Origin of the sequence: Synechococcus sp. CS-205, from assembly GCF_025128255.1 — a bacterium.
GTDB lineage: Bacteria > Cyanobacteriota > Cyanobacteriia > PCC-6307 > Cyanobiaceae > Regnicoccus_A.
On the sequence record NZ_JAHLZB010000047.1, the window covers coordinates 11,981 to 26,996 of the forward strand.

The window sequence follows — 15,016 nt, forward strand, 5'->3', positions numbered from 1 at the left end:
GTTGGGGGAGGGCGAGCGATGCCCGATCAGTTGGTGCGGGCCACGGCGGCCGATGGGGGAATCCGCCTGGTGGCGGCGCTCACCACGGTGACCAGCCGGTACGCCCGCCGACGCCATGGTCTCTCCTATCTCACCACAGCTCTGCTGGGGCGGGCGATGACGGCCGGGCTGCTGCTGGCCAGCTCGATGAAGGTGGCCCACGGGCGGGTCAACCTGCGCATCCAGTCGGATGGCCCCCTGCGCGGGCTGATGGTGGATGCGGGCCGCGATGGCACGGTGCGCGGCTACGTGGGTCACCCGGCGCTGGAGCTCGACCTGCTCGAGGAGGCCGATGGTCAGCACCAGTTCGACTTCCGCCAGGCCACCGGCACCGGTTACCTGCACGTGGTGCGTGACCTGGGCAAGGGGGAGCCGTTCAGCAGCACCGTGGAACTTGTGAGCGGCGGCATCGGCGACGACGTGGCCTCCTATCTGCTCCATTCCGAGCAGACTCCCTCCGCGGTGTTCGTAGGCGAGCAGATCGACAGCTCCGGTGTGCGCTGCTCCGGCGGTGTGCTGGTGCAGGTGCTGCCCAAGGCGGCGCGGGAGCCTGCACTGGTGGCGCTGCTGGAGGAGCGGTGCCGGGAAATCAGCGGTTTCAGCGGGCGTCTGGCCGCCTGCAAGGACGATCTCAAGCAGCTGTTGGAAGGCATCTTCCCCGATCTCGATCCCCAGTTGCTGGAGGAAGCCGAGGCCCGACAGGACGTGACCTTCCACTGCCCGTGCACCCGCCGCCGCAGCGTCAACGCCCTGCGGCTGCTGGGTGAGCAGGAACTGGCTTCGATTCTGCGGGAGGACGGTCGCGCCGAGCTCACCTGCCACTTCTGCAACGAGGTGTACGGCGTGGAGGAAGGAGAGCTGCGGGAGCTGATCGCCGAGCTCTCTCCGGCCTAGGCGATCAGCAGGGCACCGAGCAGCAGCAGGATCAGGGCCGGCAGGCTCTGGACCTGATTCAGAGCCAGGGGCAGCCCGAGGGGCAGCGCTGGATCAAGGCCCAGGGTGAGGGCGCCACCAAGCAACAGTCCCACGCTGAGCAGGGCGAAGCTCCAGCCCACCGCAGCCAGGAAGCGGCCGTTGCGGCGCCTGAGGTTCACCACCGTGACGCCGGTGGCCAGAGCCAGCAGCACTTCCGCCGAGCCCGGCGGCGTGATCAGGACCAGCAGAACGAGCAGGCCATCGGCCACCAGGGGAAACCAGCGCTCACGGCCTTCGGCCAGGGCGAGCTGGGGCAGGGAGAGGCTGGGGGCCTGCAGCTTGTTGCCACCGCTGAGCTGGGGCAGGGAGGGGAGCTGGGGCAGGGAAGGCCGGGAGGGAACCCTGGCCGGCGCCGGCTTGATCTCCTCGCGCTTGGAGGCGGTGACTGCGGCGCTGCTCACCTTGCCCTGCTGGCGTTCCCGCAGCCGCTCCATCAGCACCGCGTCGTAGGCGGCTTCGACCCTGGCGCGAGCCTGGGGATCATCGGCGACGGCATCGAGCTGACGCTGGCGGGCCGTCTGCACCTCATCGAAGCTGGCGTCGGGGGTGACGCCGAGCCGTTCGTAGGGACTGCCGCCTGGGGCGGGTTCAGAACCGTTGGTCATGGCCTCCGGTGCGTGGGGCTGGATCGTGGCTCGAGCGTATCGAGGCGCGGGGCGTGTGGCTGTGCGCCAGGGCTGATTGAGACCTGCAGACCCCGTGGGGCGGGCTCAGAACAGGGGATCACTGCAGTGGTAGCCAGCGTCCTGCTGCAACTCGAGCCGCCGTGCCTCCGCTTCATCGATCGCCAGCCAGTGGCGGCTCTTGAGCAGGGGCATCTGGGGAGGGAGATGGCTGCCTTCACGAATTTCAACGGTTTCCTGGCTGGGCAGGAAACGGACGTAGTCGGAACCTCCATCACGGCGTGGGCGAACCAGCCAGATCGGCTGAGGCATGGCCGTTACCTTGACCTTTCGTTGCAATTGATTCTGGCGAGGCCGGCGCCGGGCCGTGGCTCAGATCGCGATCGGCTCGACCCCGCTCACCACCGGGGCCACGGCACTGAGCTCCAGGTCGGGGTGATCCTCCTTGAGCTGGTTGAGGTTCCAGTCGTTCTTGAACAGCAGCACCGGCCGGTCCCAGGCGTCGCGCACCGTTTTGCAGTTGAAGATGCGGCCCACGCTCTCGAGGGATCCCCAGCCGCCCGCCACCCAGCGGGCCACGCTGAAGCCCATGGGCTCCAGCCGCGTTTCCACCCCGTACTCGTTCGCGAGGCGGTACTGCACCACTTCCAGCTGCAGCTGCCCCACGGCCGCCAGGATCGGATCCCGTTTGCTGGTGTCGGTGTCGTAGAGGATCTGCACGGCCCCCTCCTCCCGCAGTTCATTCACCCCCTTGCGGAAGCTCTTGAAGGCCGAGGGGTTGGGGTTGCGCAACCAGGCGAAGATCTCCGGACTGAAGCAGGGGATGCCTTCGTACTCCACCCTGGGCCCCACATAGAGGGTGTCGCCGATGGCGAACATGCCGGGGTTGTTCAGGCCGATCACGTCGCCCGGGTAGGCGTCGTCGACCACCTCCCGGTCCTGACCGAACAGCTTCTGGGGGCGGGAGAGCCGGATCGTGCGACCGCTGCGGGCATGGCGCACGCTCATGTCCTTCTCGAAGCGGCCGGAGCAGACCCGCACGAAGGCGACGCGGTCACGGTGGCGGGGGTCCATGTTGGCCTGCAGCTTGAACACGAAGCCGCTGAACTCGGGCCGCAGTGGATCGATGGGGCCGTCTTGGCTGGTGCGGGCCACGGGCTGCTGGGCCAGCTCCAGGAAGGCATCGAGGAACGGATGCACGCCGAAGTTGGTCATCGCCGAGCCGAAGAACACCGGGCTCAGTTCGCCGGCATGCACCAGCTCAAGGTCGAGCTCGGCGCCGGCGCCATCGAGCAGCTCCAGTTCCTCGATGGCCTGGGCCAGGAGTTCCGCTTCCACGGCCCCGGACTCGCGGGCGTCCTGCACCGACAGGGTGCGCTCGCCGGCCTGTTTGCCGCGTTCCGCGCGATCGAACAGGATCACGTCCCGGCTGCGTCGGTCGATCACACCGCGGAAGCGATCGCCGCTGCCGATCGGCCAGTTCACCGGCCAGCAGGTGAGACCCAGCTCGCTCTCGATCTCATCGATCAGCTCGAGCGGGTCGCGCCCGGGCCGGTCCATCTTGTTGATGAACGTGAAGATCGGAATCCGCCGCATGCGGCAGACCTCGAACAGCTTGCGGGTCTGCGGCTCCAGGCCCTTGGCGGCGTCCTCCAGCATCACCGCGTTGTCGGCGGCGGCCAGGGTTCGGTAGGTGTCTTCCGAGAAGTCCTGGTGCCCAGGGGTATCGAGCAGGTTGATCGTGCTGCCGTCGTAGTCGAACTGGAGCACGGTGGAGGTGATCGAGATGCCGCGCTGCTTCTCCAGCTCCATCCAGTCGGAGGTCACCTTGCGCTGCTCTCCCTTGGCCTTCACCGCGCCGGCCTGCTGGATGGCCCCCCCGTACAGCAGCAGCTTCTCGGTGAGGGTGGTCTTGCCCGCGTCGGGGTGGGAAATGATCGCGAAATTCCGGCGCCGGGCCACGGCTTTGGCCAGGGCCTGCTGCTCGGGGTCCGTGGCCCCGTTCTCAGGCGCCCTGGTGCTGCTGCTGGTCATGGGCTCAGCCTGACAGGCCACCACAGGGCACTGTCGCTGGTGGCGACGCGCGCTTGCACCCCCCACCAGTGGCGTTATGGTGCACCAAATTGACCACCCCCACCGCCGTGACTCTCACTCCAGCGCGCCCCGATCTGGTCGATCCCGCAGGGACGCTGGCGTCAGAGGGTGTGGCCTCCCGGCTGCAGGGTGGCCGGATCGGGGCCGACGGCCTGCTGGAGCCTGATTTCCCCGCCACCGCCCCTGCGGCCAACCCCGTGTTCTACCGCACCTACTCCCGCCGCACCGAGGGCGGGCGTGAGAGCTGGCACCAGGTGGCCGAGCGCAACCTCGAGGGCCTGCGTCAGCTGGGCCGGCTCGATGCGGCCGAGGTGGAGCTGATCCGGCGGATGCAGAAGCACCAGCAGGCCCTGCCTTCGGGCCGCTGGCTCTGGATCGGCGGCACCCCCTGGATCGAGCAGCGCCACAACTTCTCCGGCGCCTACAACTGCACGTCCACCAACCTGATCGACTGGGAAGCCTTCGGTCTGATGATGGACCTGGCGATGATGGGCTGCGGCACCGGCGCCATCATCGAGCCGCACCTGATCGAGCGGCTGCCGCTGGTGCGCAACCGCCTGGTGATCGAGAGTGTCAGCCCGATCGGTGTGACCCCCGCCGGAGCGCGCCAGGAGACCACCACCCACAGCATCCGTGGCAACCGGGTGGAGATCAAGGTGGGCGACACCCGGCGCGGCTGGGTCGACAGCTACCAGCTGTTGCTGGAGCTGAGCAGCGATGAGCGCTTCGATGCCGAGACCCCGATCACGGTGAAGGTGGACCTCTCCGACGTGCGGCCGGTGGGCGAAACGCTCAAGGGGTTCGGCGGCATGGCCAATCCGGTGAAGCTGGGTGATCTCTACGGCCGGGTGGCCCAGATCCTGAACAAGGCCAACGGTCGCCGGCTCACCTCCGTGGAGTGCTGCCTGCTGATCGATGAGGCGGCGGTCACGATCGTGGCTGGGAACATCCGCCGCAGCGCCGGCATGCGCCAGTTCGCCGCCGAGGATCTCTCCGCCCTCGGCGCCAAGGAAAACCTCTGGCAGCAGGACGCACAGGGCAACTGGAGCATCGACCCCGAGCGCGATGCCCTGCGGATGGCCAACCACACGCGGGTGTTCCACAGCCGTCCCTCGAAGGAGGTGGTGCTGGAGGCCGTGGTCAAGCAGTTCCAGAGCGGTGAAGGCGCGATCCAGTTCGCCCCTGAAGCGATCGCCCGCTCCAATGCCGACCTGCTGCCCACCCCCGAACTGCGCAGCGAGTTCATCGGCATCTACACCGACCAGGGCCGTGAGGAAGCCGGCCGCTGGCTGCAGTTGCACCATCCCGAGATCAGCGCCGCCGAACTGGAGCACCGGCTGGGGCGCTACGGGCTGAATCCCTGCGGAGAGATCCTCGGCGCCGATTTTCACTGCAACCTGGCCGAGATCCACCTGAACCGGATCGATCCCGCTGATCACCAGGCCCAGGCCGATGCCTTCAAGGCCGGTGGCCTGGCGGTGGCCTGCCTGCTCAACCACGACTTCGAAGTGGAGCGCTACCGCCAGAGTCGTGCCTGGGATCCGATCGTGGGGGTGAGCTTCACTGGCCTGTTCGACTTCTTCGTGCATGCCTTCGGCACCCCCTGGCTCAGCTGGTGGGAGCAGGGCCGCCCCGAAACGGAACAGGGTCTGGCCTTCAAGGCGCAGGAAGCGGAGTACCTGAGCCGCTGGAAGCAGATCGTCAACGAGGCGGTGTGGGACTACTGCGATCGCCACGGCCTGCGCCGCCCCAACCGCTGCACCACCGTGCAACCGGCCGGCACCAAGAGTCTGCTCACCGGTGCCAGCCCCGGCTGGCACCCTCCCAAGGCTCAGCGCTTCATCCGCCGTATCACCTTCCGCAAGAACGATCCGGTGGCGCTCGCCTGCATGGACTACGGCTACACGATCGTGCCCAGCCAGTCCGACAAGGATGAGCAGGGACGCCTGCTGAATGATCCCTTCGATCCGCGCTGCGGCGAGTGGCTGGTGGAGATCCCCACCGAGGTGAGCTGGGCGAACATCCCGGGTGCCGATGCGGTGGAGATCAACAATTTCTCCGCCCTGGCCCAGTTCGACTTCTACATGCAGGTGCAGAAGCACTACACGGCCCACAACACCTCCGCCACGGTGGAGTTCCGCGAGAACGAGATCGAGCCGCTGGCCGAGGCCATCCACCGGGCGATCGATGGCGGTGAGGGCTACATCTCGGCGGCACTGCTGGCCCGCTTTGATGCCAATGCCACCTTCCCCAGGCTGCCCTTCGAGCCGATCGATCAGGCCACCTACACGCGCCTGCAGCAGGAGGTGGTCACCCGGCGCCGCACGGCTGATTTCTTCGAGGCTCTGCAGCGTTATGACCGGGGCGAACTGGTGGAAGCTGGACCTGCCGGTTGCGATTCCGACAAGTGCCTGCTTCCCCTGGCCAAGCCAGCCCCATGAGCCCCCGCTGCCGGCAGCCTGCGCGCCTGCAGGCCCCATGGACAAGCCTGCTGATCGGTTCGCTGACTCTTGTTCTGCCCGCTGGATTCGTGCGGGCCGGCAGTGACCTCAACCCTGACATCGAGAAGATGTGCCAGGGCCTGGCGGTGATCAACACCGAGCTTGGGGCCACCGCAGCTCCGGGGTCCCCCTTGGGCCAGCGCATGCAGAGCGAGCTCTCGCTCTCCCAGGCCCAATACGGAGCTCTCTGGTCGCTGATGAAGCTCACCCCCACCACCACCTGTTCATCCTTGTACTGATTCAGCTGCTGATCAGTCTGCTGATCAGTCGCCTGGCAAGGCATTTCGGAAGCCTTCCGTGCTCAGCCTGGGGGAGACCCTCGGGCACTTTGATTGTCGATGCCTTGGTGGCGGGACGTATTGTACGTTAATCATCAGAACGTCGGCTCACAATGAATGAAGTCAAACAGAGGATTGCACTCTTCATCGATGCTGACAATGCGCCCGCTGGGAAGTTTGAAGATGTACTCAGCGAAGTCGCGAACTATGGTGTGGTCACGATTCGCAGGGCCTATGGAAATTGGAAGTCGCCGACGCTGAAGGCTTGGGAGGAGCTTTTGCATGACTATGCCATTCGACCGATCCAGCAATATGATTTAACCAAGGGTAAGAACGCTTCGGATATAGCAATGGTGATCGACGCAATGGATGTAATGTATACAAAGCAAATTGATGTTATGTGCTTCGTGTCATCTGACAGTGATTTCACTCCTCTGGTTGCAAGGGCTTTGGCAGAAGGCAAAGTTGTTTTAGGCTTTGGAGAAAGAAAAACGCCAATGCCGTTTGTTAATGCTTGCTCAAAGTTTCTTTTCCTGGATCAAGAGAAAGAAGAAGCAAAGGCAAATGTTAAGACTAAAAATATCAAATCAGATACTAAATTGATCAATCTGCTGCGGCAGGCCATCGAGGCAACGGGAGACGAAGATGGGTGGGCGGCTCTTGGGCCGGTTGGGTCAAATATCTCTAACAAGACATCATTCGACACAAGAAACTATGGATTTAAAAAACCTAAGTAGCCTGTTTAGGGCCATCGATCTTTTTGAGCTCAAACGTGGGCCAGGTAATTCGTATTTCGTGCGGATGCTCGATCAAACAGCAGCTTGATTTCGCAGGTAACAATGATTGAGGTTGAGTGTCGCAACATTCCCTTGGAAGAAAAAGGTTTTCCGTATTCACGTATCTCCGTAGGGCGACTCCCAGCGTCAGGTCTTCAGCGCCTTTGCTGAACCATGCAGGAAAGGGGGTTGGAATGGTCGCCGCCCGAGAGAGGTGGATTCGATGCCCAGGAGATAGGATTAACTGCCAGCACGTTGGTGAGGGACCGGCCCCGATCGCAGTCGTCTGCGAATTCACTGCGTTTGGCAATGTGGCCCTGGGCTTTTTCAAAGCACTCAAAGAACGGATTGAAAGGCAACAGGTCCAGGCCTTGAAATATCATCATGACTGAGCAGGAATTCAATCAATTCTGCAGCACCCTGCCCGCCACGTCGTACGTCAACCAATGGGGAGGTGCCCATGTCTGGAAGGTGGGAGGAAAAGTGTTTGCCATCGGCGGCTGGCAGCACAACGCAGGCTCACTGGCATTCACCTTCAAGACGTCTCAGCTCAACTACTACCTCTTGAGTGTCCAGCCCGGCTATCGACCTGCACCATATCTGGCCTCGCGAGGCATGACCTGGATCCAGCTCTATGATGTTTCTGAAACAGGTGAGGATGAGCTGAAGGATCACTTGCGGGACTCTCATCGTCTTGTCTCCCGCGGCCTGACGAAACGCCGGCAGAAGGAGCTGGGTCTCAATCAGGATGAGTTTTCTGGAGATGGTTCTTGTGCTTGAACTCCCGCAGAGTATCGTTCTTCGTCCCAGCGAAAGCAGGGCGGTTAGAGGCGAACCCCGCTGCGAAGGACTGGCTTGCCCTTGGGTTGGCATCAAAACGTCATGCTTTGAACTGTGTCGTGTGGCGAATGCCCAGGATTTGCAACAAGTCTGTAAGGAACTAAAACCTGTGTGGCTCTTGGCTTGCCCTCGCGTCTACGTTTTTGTTGATCTTCAAGAACAAGGATGAGAGCTCATGAACGTTCTCTGGTTTCTGCTGGTGGGGGTCATTGCCGGTTGGCTCGCTGGTGTCCTGGTCAAAGGCGGTGGCTTCGGCCTGATCGGTGACCTGGTTGTCGGCATCATCGGGGCCCTGATCGGTGGCCTGCTCTTCAGCGGTCTGAGTGGTGCCGTCGGAGGGGGTGTGCTGGGGAGCATCGTGGTGGCCACGCTCGGCGCCGTGATCCTTCTGGTGGTGCTGCGGGTGATCAGGCGCGCCTGAAGGGCGAACCTCCAAAAGAAAACCCCTGGGAGCTGAATGGCTCCCAGGAGTTGGTTGAGCATGCTGATGGCTCAGTTGCAGTTGCTGGGCTTGGTGTAGGTGATCGACTGATAACGGCCGTCGGTGGTGCGAATCGTCACGCAGTTGTTCGTGGAGGGCTGCTCCCAGTAGGTGAAGGAACTGTCGGCCAGCTTGGTGCCACCGCGGTAGGTGTAGCCCTTCGATGTCAGGGTCCCTTCGGCCTGCCCTCCCCTGGCGCCCACCAGCGATTGCAGATCGGACACCGGAGCACCTTCACGGGCAGGCTCCGTGGTGGTGACCGGCTTGCCTGTGATCAGGCCGCCGATCAGGGCACCCACCGCCGCGCCCAGCAGGGAGCCGGCGTCAGCCTTCTGGGGTGCATCGTCGAAGCGGACATCGGGATTCTGGACCTGGTCGAGACGCACCGAGAGCCTGCGGGCTTCGCCATCGTTCCAGCTGAAGACCTCATGATCCGCCTGAGCCTTGTGCTTCACGTTGCGGACACCGGCGTAGGTCTGCACGCTCAGGGCCTGCACGCCTGGGCCCGAGAAGTTGAAATCCGTTCCGTCATCGAGCTTGACGACATAGGCATCGGTGTTGCCTGCCTTTTTGTGCTTGAAGGTGCAGTGTCCATTGAAGGCTTCGTAGCCACCGCTCATCAGCTTGCAACGGCCCTGGGCCCTGACCAGCACTTCGGCCATGGCCGCTGGGGCGAAGGGGGCGGAAAGCCCCGCCAGAAGAAGGCCCGCGCCGAGGGCTGCGGAGGTTTGACGAAGGCTGCGGATCATCAGGGAAGTAGGGAATCGGAACTCGGATCGGATCGCCTCGCTGGGCGACCCCGAAACGTGTCTTAACACACCATTCCGGGCTCGGCCATTCCCATGCCCCCCCGCTCACCGTCTGACAGCGATCGCGCACCTGATCAACCCGTACAGCGTGAGCGCGCCCAGCAGCGGCCAGATCAGCAGCAGATCCACCCGGATGTTGGCCTCAGGCGTGCGTAGCTGCACCAGAGCCTCCCAGGCGGCATACATCCCCCAGGCCAGGGAGGCCCACAGCAGGGGCCGGGCCGATCGCCTGCTGATGGCCCCGGAGAAGCGCAGCAGGGACCAGCCAGCCAGCAGGACCAGAGCCACAATCAGAATGTGGCCGGGTTGTCCGACCAGGACTTCAGCGAGGAGGGCCACCGTTCACGACCGAGGGCTCCCACAGGAGCGTGAGAGTTTCCTTACCCAGAACAGAATGCTGCCATAAGCGAGAAGGCACTGATGCAGCTGCCCATCCTTGACCAGGAACGAGCTGATGAACGGTGCCTTGGAGGCCCGGCTGGTCATGGCACTGCGCCAGGCCGGGCGGCTCACAGTGGGTGCTGGCCTGGTGAGCGACGCACCGGAGTTCTCCCTAGGAGCGGCGACAGCAATGCCAAGCCCACCGGTGGCACCCGCCAGGTGACCTACAAACTGGTGCCCGGCGAGGCGATGTGGCAACTCAAGCCGGTGTATTCCGCCCAGTTCTGAGCGGAAGGCCCCCAGTCACCTCAGCCCCGCCGTGACCGGTTCGCCTGGAGCATCAGGCCGATCACGATCGCGGCGGCCGATTGCAGCATTGGCACGACGATCACGGTCATCCGCTGCACCAGTCGGTGCTCGGGCACCGTGTGAAAGCGGTAGCTGTCCAGTCCAAGCAGGATTGTGCCTGCCAGGGAAAGCACCAGCACGGCAACAAACAGCACTGCTGAGAGGCGCCGGCGCTCACGGTCCCGCCAGGCCAGCAGTCCCAGCAGAAGGTAGGGGGCAAGCAGGAAGACCAGGAACGGCAGATCGCCCATCCGGACGCCGGGGACACCCGTGATCACAAGGATCAGGCTCGTGAGTGCGGCAAGGGTGCACACGCTCCTCGTGGGGTGATCGGCCATGGTCACGATCGAAATGCCCCCAGGAACGACCAAGCCGAGAGGATCAACAGCATGGGCCAGATTCCCCGACAGACATGGGGACAAAGGCAGGTCCATGTGGTCACGCGCTGTGGCTTCAGGGCTTCACTGGGGATACTGCTTCCCAGGTCTGCAGGTGCTGGAGCCGCCGCCTCTGGCTGCGCTTGACGCAGTCCCGCATCCTCTCCTGGGCTCTCCAGCACTGATCCATGCTCTCCACCCAGCGCCGCTGGTTTTCCACCAGAGCCTCGCGCTGGGCTTCCGTGAAGGAGGCATCGTTCTGCAGGCGGCGGAAGGCGGCGCGCAGCTCGCCGTCGAGGGCGGTGAGTTCGGCGTCCCTGCAGATCAGCACGGTGGCGGCGCTGCCTGCGGGGTGGCAGTGGATCGTTTCTCCATCGAATGAGTCGGGTGGTGGCGGGATCGCTCCTGCAGGGAGCGCACCCAGCACAGAGGTGGCTACGAACGAAACTGCCTTCATCCACTGCAAGAACCAGGGAGGGGGTTGTCGAGGATGTCGCCGAGCACCCGTTGTGACCGACGTGTTATTGACGACCATCCCCCCCGGACCGCTTAGGGAATTCAATCCTGGCGACCCGTGAACGGCCAGGCCCGCAGCCGCTGTTCAGGTTCCCTGTGGAGTGAGCCGGCATCAGATTCCCCCAGGCTCGCGGACCGGCTTCTCCCAGTACACGTTGATCACGTAGCCGGGGCGCTTGAAGGAGGGGCCAGCACCTTCACGGTTGGTGCGTTCGTAGGTCTTGCCCTCCTCGGCGGCAGGGAAGGCAAAGGCGTAATGGTTGAAATGATCGATGTAAACGTTTCCCTGCATCTGGGACCAGGTACAGCTTCCTTTGAGCATTTCGCCGTTGGTGCGAACCATCTCGCAATACGCCTTGGCGGAGTCGGCCAGGGCAGGGGTGGCGATAGCGCTGGTGGCGATGGCCAGAGCGGTGATTGTGGTGCGGATCATTGGTTGCCGTGCTTGTTGTTTGAGCAGTTCCGGCAGTCGTCCCAGACCTCCAGCGTCGGCTGAATCAGGTTCACTGCATCATTCGAAACCTATTTGTAGGCGCTGCTGCGGCCGATCGGCACGATTCTGGCCGCTCAGCCCCAATCCATGAGCCCTGTGAACTGGACCCCAATGCTGAACCAGCCCGCATCGAGGAGCTTCTGCCACTGCTCGATCGCCTGCTTACGGGGAAGCCCCACTCGCGGCTTTGGAAGAGCTGACTGACCAGGGATCGGCTCTCCCAGATCGATGAAGACAGCAGCCTCGCAGCGTGATGCAGAGCCACGGTGGAAGCGCGGGGCAATGGGCGGCGGCACCAGTGAGCTCAACCGGGCCGGCTTCGTGACCAGCGGCCGCAGCTCCCACCGCTGAGCAGGCATGAAACGGGGCTTTTGGACGGGACGGCCGGAGCGGCCGTAGTGCTGCGTGATGCGCTTCTCCATCCCGATCGCATGGGCAGCTGCAAAGGCCAGGTCAGAGAACCCGGCCAGGGCAAGCAAATGCAGGGGCGATGACTTACTCCCCGTCCCCCAGGAAGATCAGCGAGTCCCGGTTCACCCACAGCACCCGGCCGCTCTGGCCTGGGTAGCCCACCCGGCACCAGGTGCCCTGGCTGTTTGAGGTGCACGCCAGCTTGTCGAGCGTTTCCCCCGACACCCCCATCCCCGCGATCGCGGCGCCGTAGTTGGGCTTGGCGTACAGGGTCACCGTGGGCTGACCATGGCCGCTGAGTTTCACCTTGCTGTGGGCCTGGTGATCCACGGCCGCTGCGGGCCGACTCTTGACGTTGGAGACGGCGATTCTGTTGCCGTCGCCGTTCTGCTCGCTGAGCGTGAAGCTGTGGTGGCCGCTCATCAGCCAGATGCGGCCCTGCTCATCACGCATGCGGCGGTTGTCGGTGGTGGGGGGACCGGCCGGCACGAAGCGATAGATGGCACTGCCGCTGAAGCTGATCTCAAATCCCCCGTTGCCCCAGGGCTTCACCTGACAGGTCTGCTTGCTGTCGTTCATCCAGCAGTCCAGCGCCTGGGCGGCCGTGGCAGGACGCACCAGGGAGGCCCCGGCGATGACACTCGCGCTGACAGCAGCGATGGCGAGGAAGCGGCGGTGGAGCATGCGTGAGCAAAGGAAAGCCAATCGATTATCCAGGTGGGTGTAGCAATCCCCCACCACCAGCAGGCCATGACACACCCGGACATCCCTGCCCTGGAGGCCCTCAGCCGCGACTACAGCGAGACGCCCCGGCGGGTGCTGTTTGTGCTGGGTTCCGGGAAGAGCCCAGCGGTGGAGGTGTTTGAGGCTGCAGCGCAGCAGCGCTCCACCAGCATCGATCCCCAGCACCTGGCGGAGATGGCCGCCGGCAGGCGCCGCTCGCTGACGCTCTGCACCCCGATGCAGATGGTGCCTGAGATCGTGCGCTCGCTTGCCCACAGCAATGTGGCCGTGTACCAGGTGCAGCTGCTGGAGGAGTGAGCCCAGACTCACTCCATCGTGCGCACGGGGGTGGTGCACCAGCGGCTACGGCCGATGCCGGCAGCACTCTGGAAGCGATCGTCGCGGAAGTCCGCTCGGCCGGTTCTGGGCTCAATGCGGGCCACCCGCCAGAGCTCCTGCTCGCAGTTGATCGTGACGGTGATGCGGGTGCCGTCGGTGGCGTTGATCCGCACGAAGCGCACACCGTCGTAGAGGCCCAGGGGCTGGCCGCCCGCTGCCTGAAGCAGCACCGCCAGGTTGCTGCCTGCCGGGGCTGCCCATGCGGCAGCCGGGTGGCTGACAAGGCAGCCGGCGATGGCCGTGAGCAGCAGGGGGAGATGGCGGGAGAGCAATCTGGTCATGGCGAGGAGAGGCGGCGACTCGGAAGAGCAGGAGCAAGCATGATCAATCTCCTCCCGGATGTGCCAGCCATGCGCCCGTGTCTTCCCCTGCTGCTCGGAATTCTGTTGGGCCCGCTGCTGCCACTGCCTGCGCAGGCAGCGGAGGTGTGCAGGCCATCCGAAAGCACCGTGGCTGAAACCCGCTGCGTGATGCAAGCCCTCCAGGCCATGGACCGGGAGCTGGAGAAGGCCCTGGCCCGGGTGGCCAGCGAGGCCAGGCAGGTGCCCAGCGAAACCTTCCAGACGCTCTGGCGCGACAACCTCACCGGCTTCTACAAGACGAGTGCCGACCCAAACGAGCAGGCGCGTGCTTTCGGCGCCGAACGCCGCAGGGTGTGCGCCTACGCCAAGTCGTTGAGCTTCCAGGGCACCGGCTACGGCATCTTCACGACGCGCTGTGAGCTGGCGCTCACCCAGACCCTGCTGGAGCAGCTGCGGCCATGAAACGCACCCTCATCCGCCTCTCGCTGCTGCTGCTTGCCGGCGCGGTGGTCAGTGCCGTGGCCTACCGACTGATCGGGGTACGGGTGGAAGCTGATGGCACCCTGCGGGAGGCATTCCCTCTGATCCCGATCGGCTACCTCCTGGGAGGAGCCGGTGTCGTGAGCGGGATCGCCGGCCTGTTGTGGAGGAAGCCAGCCAGACGTCGATGAGTCACAGCACCCAGCCCCTTCTGAACCGTTCGTCCACTGCACCGAGAGTTGTGAATGGCGACTCTCAGCCGCCCTGCCACTGAACGTGAGCCTCCAACTCGGCATCGATTGCGGTGTGTGCGCAGCGCCCCCTCTACGAATACGTGCATCTCAGGTGGGACGTTCAGTCACCTCGGTGCCGTAGATCGTGTGGTTGATCAGAGCGATCTGGCGCTTCAAGGAGGGAAGGCCGCGGCCATGCCTTCAGGATGACCCGATGAAACCCATGCATCGATCACTCGCCGCGTGGCGGCGCGGCGATGGCGGGCCTGTCGCAGGGCAGAGGATGGGTGGAGCTGGCGTTGTCGTTGGTGTCGAGCAGGGCCACGCCTGAGACGGGGCGGCGCAGGGGCTCGGCGGGTGGCGTTGAAGGATTGCTTGGATAGCTGCGGCCGTTGAAGCGCAGACGGGCGTAGTAGCCTTGGCCCGCATCGATCCGCACCCGGCTGATCAGGTCTCTCCAGCCGTTGTGGCGCTGGTCGCTCACCACCAGCGGCGGCTTGAACAGCGACATCTGTGACACCAGGCGCAGACCCTTGCCTTTGGGTCCGCTCTGGAACACATAGGCGTTGCAGCCGCCGGTGCCGCAGGTGTAAGGGCCGATGACGGTGGCCACCAGCTCGTCCTGCCGGTCTCCGCTCAGGTCGATGCGGTTGTAGGCGTAGCGCAAGGGGCCCGCCGCCCGGCAGGCGTTGCGGCGTTGGTGGGTTTCGGCCTGACGCCACTCCGCCGTGCCCGGGTCGGGGCCATGCCCCTGGTCGTCCAGCACCGATACGGGAAACAGCTCCTGTCGTAGCGCCTCTTCCAGCACGCGGTTCGCTGTGGCGATCGGAGCCACGGTCTGACGGATCCGGGGGGGAGGTCCGCCCGCGTTCGGCTTCGCTGAGGCGTCTTCAAGGCTTGCCGCCAGCGTCAGCATCGCCGCGGCGGAGCCCAGGGC

Annotated in this window: 22 protein-coding genes; 10 read left to right on the plus strand and 12 right to left on the minus strand. The window is 64.5% G+C overall.

The genetic code is table 11. The annotated features are described in order from the left end of the window. The first annotated feature begins 18 nt into the window (after positions 1 to 18). A complete protein-coding gene (gene hslO / locus KQ297_RS11405) occupies positions 19 to 933 on the plus strand; it encodes an Hsp33 family molecular chaperone HslO (RefSeq protein ID WP_259739525.1) in 915 nt (304 codons plus the stop codon). Here hslO and KQ297_RS11410 read toward each other — a convergent pair. The 3 genes from KQ297_RS11410 to KQ297_RS11420 all read right to left on the minus strand — a co-directional run bounded on the left by KQ297_RS11410 (position 930) and on the right by KQ297_RS11420 (position 3,671). Further along, entirely contained in the window at positions 930 to 1,619 is a 690-nt protein-coding gene (locus KQ297_RS11410; protein ID WP_259739526.1) for a CPP1-like family protein, read from the minus strand. The genes hslO and KQ297_RS11410 overlap by 4 nt on opposite strands. 105 nt (positions 1,620 to 1,724) lie before the next feature. Then, positions 1,725 to 1,949 (minus strand): hypothetical protein, encoded by a 225-nt coding sequence (locus KQ297_RS11415; protein ID WP_185466976.1) that lies wholly within the window; start codon positions 1,947 to 1,949, stop codon positions 1,725 to 1,727. Positions 1,950 to 2,009: 60 nt separating this feature from the next. Continuing rightward, positions 2,010 to 3,671, minus strand: coding sequence for a peptide chain release factor 3 (locus tag KQ297_RS11420; protein ID WP_259739527.1), 1,662 nt, complete (start codon positions 3,669 to 3,671; stop codon positions 2,010 to 2,012). A 107-nt stretch (positions 3,672 to 3,778) separates the two neighbouring features. On the opposite strand from KQ297_RS11420, the gene nrdJ reads away from it, so the two are divergent. The 5 genes from nrdJ to KQ297_RS11445 all read left to right on the plus strand — a co-directional run bounded on the left by nrdJ (position 3,779) and on the right by KQ297_RS11445 (position 8,547). Beyond that, positions 3,779 to 6,172, plus strand: coding sequence for a ribonucleoside-triphosphate reductase, adenosylcobalamin-dependent (gene nrdJ / locus KQ297_RS11425; RefSeq protein WP_399251697.1), 2,394 nt, complete (start codon positions 3,779 to 3,781; stop codon positions 6,170 to 6,172). Further along, the gene (locus KQ297_RS11430; protein ID WP_259739528.1) at positions 6,169 to 6,471 is read left to right on the plus strand and encodes a hypothetical protein; all 303 of its coding nucleotides are present in this window, start codon (positions 6,169 to 6,171) and stop codon (positions 6,469 to 6,471) included. Before nrdJ ends, KQ297_RS11430 begins: the two co-directional genes overlap by 4 nt. Positions 6,472 to 6,623: 152 nt before the next feature. Then, positions 6,624 to 7,247 (plus strand): NYN domain-containing protein, encoded by a 624-nt coding sequence (locus KQ297_RS11435; RefSeq protein ID WP_259739529.1) that lies wholly within the window; start codon positions 6,624 to 6,626, stop codon positions 7,245 to 7,247. A gap of 423 nt (positions 7,248 to 7,670) precedes the next feature. Continuing rightward, positions 7,671 to 8,066 (plus strand): MmcQ/YjbR family DNA-binding protein, encoded by a 396-nt coding sequence (locus KQ297_RS11440; RefSeq protein ID WP_259739530.1) that lies wholly within the window; start codon positions 7,671 to 7,673, stop codon positions 8,064 to 8,066. A 235-nt stretch (positions 8,067 to 8,301) separates the two neighbouring features. Beyond that, positions 8,302 to 8,547: a GlsB/YeaQ/YmgE family stress response membrane protein gene (locus KQ297_RS11445; protein ID WP_197210794.1), complete on the plus strand. Its 246-nt coding sequence runs from the start codon at positions 8,302 to 8,304 to the stop codon at positions 8,545 to 8,547. A 71-nt stretch (positions 8,548 to 8,618) separates the two neighbouring features. On the opposite strand, the gene KQ297_RS11450 is transcribed toward KQ297_RS11445, so the two are convergent. Both KQ297_RS11450 and KQ297_RS11455 read right to left on the minus strand, forming a co-directional pair. Next, positions 8,619 to 9,356 carry a hypothetical protein gene (locus KQ297_RS11450; protein WP_259739531.1) on the minus strand — a complete coding sequence of 246 codons (738 nt, stop codon included), beginning with the start codon at positions 9,354 to 9,356 and terminating at the stop codon, positions 8,619 to 8,621. 105 nt (positions 9,357 to 9,461) lie between these two features. Then, positions 9,462 to 9,755 carry a hypothetical protein gene (locus tag KQ297_RS11455; RefSeq protein WP_259739532.1) on the minus strand — a complete coding sequence of 98 codons (294 nt, stop codon included), beginning with the start codon at positions 9,753 to 9,755 and terminating at the stop codon, positions 9,462 to 9,464. Positions 9,756 to 9,836: 81 nt separating this feature from the next. Between KQ297_RS11455 and KQ297_RS11460 the strand changes: the two genes are divergently transcribed. Next, a complete protein-coding gene (locus tag KQ297_RS11460) occupies positions 9,837 to 10,085 on the plus strand; it encodes a hypothetical protein (RefSeq protein WP_197210791.1) in 249 nt (82 codons plus the stop codon). Positions 10,086 to 10,105: 20 nt separating this feature from the next. On the opposite strand, the gene KQ297_RS11465 is transcribed toward KQ297_RS11460, so the two are convergent. From KQ297_RS11465 to KQ297_RS11480, 5 genes are all read right to left on the minus strand, one after another. After that, a complete protein-coding gene (locus tag KQ297_RS11465; RefSeq protein ID WP_259739533.1) occupies positions 10,106 to 10,516 on the minus strand; it encodes a hypothetical protein in 411 nt (136 codons plus the stop codon). Positions 10,517 to 10,598: 82 nt separating this feature from the next. Continuing rightward, positions 10,599 to 10,979: a lysozyme inhibitor LprI family protein gene (locus tag KQ297_RS11470; RefSeq protein WP_259739534.1), complete on the minus strand. Its 381-nt coding sequence runs from the start codon at positions 10,977 to 10,979 to the stop codon at positions 10,599 to 10,601. Positions 10,980 to 11,150: 171 nt separating this feature from the next. Then, positions 11,151 to 11,471, minus strand: coding sequence for a hypothetical protein (locus tag KQ297_RS11475; RefSeq protein ID WP_197210788.1), 321 nt, complete (start codon positions 11,469 to 11,471; stop codon positions 11,151 to 11,153). A gap of 134 nt (positions 11,472 to 11,605) precedes the next feature. Beyond that, positions 11,606 to 11,953 (minus strand): DUF1651 domain-containing protein, encoded by a 348-nt coding sequence (locus tag KQ297_RS12795; RefSeq protein WP_399251691.1) that lies wholly within the window; start codon positions 11,951 to 11,953, stop codon positions 11,606 to 11,608. Between the two features lie 73 nt (positions 11,954 to 12,026). Continuing rightward, a complete protein-coding gene (locus KQ297_RS11480) occupies positions 12,027 to 12,626 on the minus strand; it encodes a hypothetical protein (RefSeq protein ID WP_197170662.1) in 600 nt (199 codons plus the stop codon). A gap of 66 nt (positions 12,627 to 12,692) precedes the next feature. Here KQ297_RS11480 and KQ297_RS11485 point away from each other — a divergent pair, with 66 nt between their 5' ends. Then, positions 12,693 to 12,983: a hypothetical protein gene (locus KQ297_RS11485; protein ID WP_006170418.1), complete on the plus strand. Its 291-nt coding sequence runs from the start codon at positions 12,693 to 12,695 to the stop codon at positions 12,981 to 12,983. A gap of 8 nt (positions 12,984 to 12,991) precedes the next feature. On the opposite strand, the gene KQ297_RS11490 is transcribed toward KQ297_RS11485, so the two are convergent. Further along, positions 12,992 to 13,345, minus strand: coding sequence for a hypothetical protein (locus tag KQ297_RS11490; protein WP_259739535.1), 354 nt, complete (start codon positions 13,343 to 13,345; stop codon positions 12,992 to 12,994). 69 nt (positions 13,346 to 13,414) lie between these two features. On the opposite strand from KQ297_RS11490, the gene KQ297_RS11495 reads away from it, so the two are divergent. Both KQ297_RS11495 and KQ297_RS11500 read left to right on the plus strand, forming a co-directional pair. Further along, entirely contained in the window at positions 13,415 to 13,828 is a 414-nt protein-coding gene (locus KQ297_RS11495) for a lysozyme inhibitor LprI family protein (RefSeq protein WP_259739536.1), read from the plus strand. After that, complete coding sequence (locus KQ297_RS11500; RefSeq protein ID WP_259739537.1) at positions 13,825 to 14,037, plus strand: DUF3955 domain-containing protein; 213 nt, start codon at positions 13,825 to 13,827, stop codon at positions 14,035 to 14,037. The genes KQ297_RS11495 and KQ297_RS11500 overlap by 4 nt, the downstream gene beginning before the upstream one ends. Positions 14,038 to 14,311: 274 nt before the next feature. Here KQ297_RS11500 and KQ297_RS11505 read toward each other — a convergent pair. Further along, positions 14,312 to 15,016, minus strand: a 705-nt coding sequence (locus tag KQ297_RS11505) for a hypothetical protein (RefSeq protein WP_259739538.1), incomplete at its 5' end; no start/stop codon positions are given.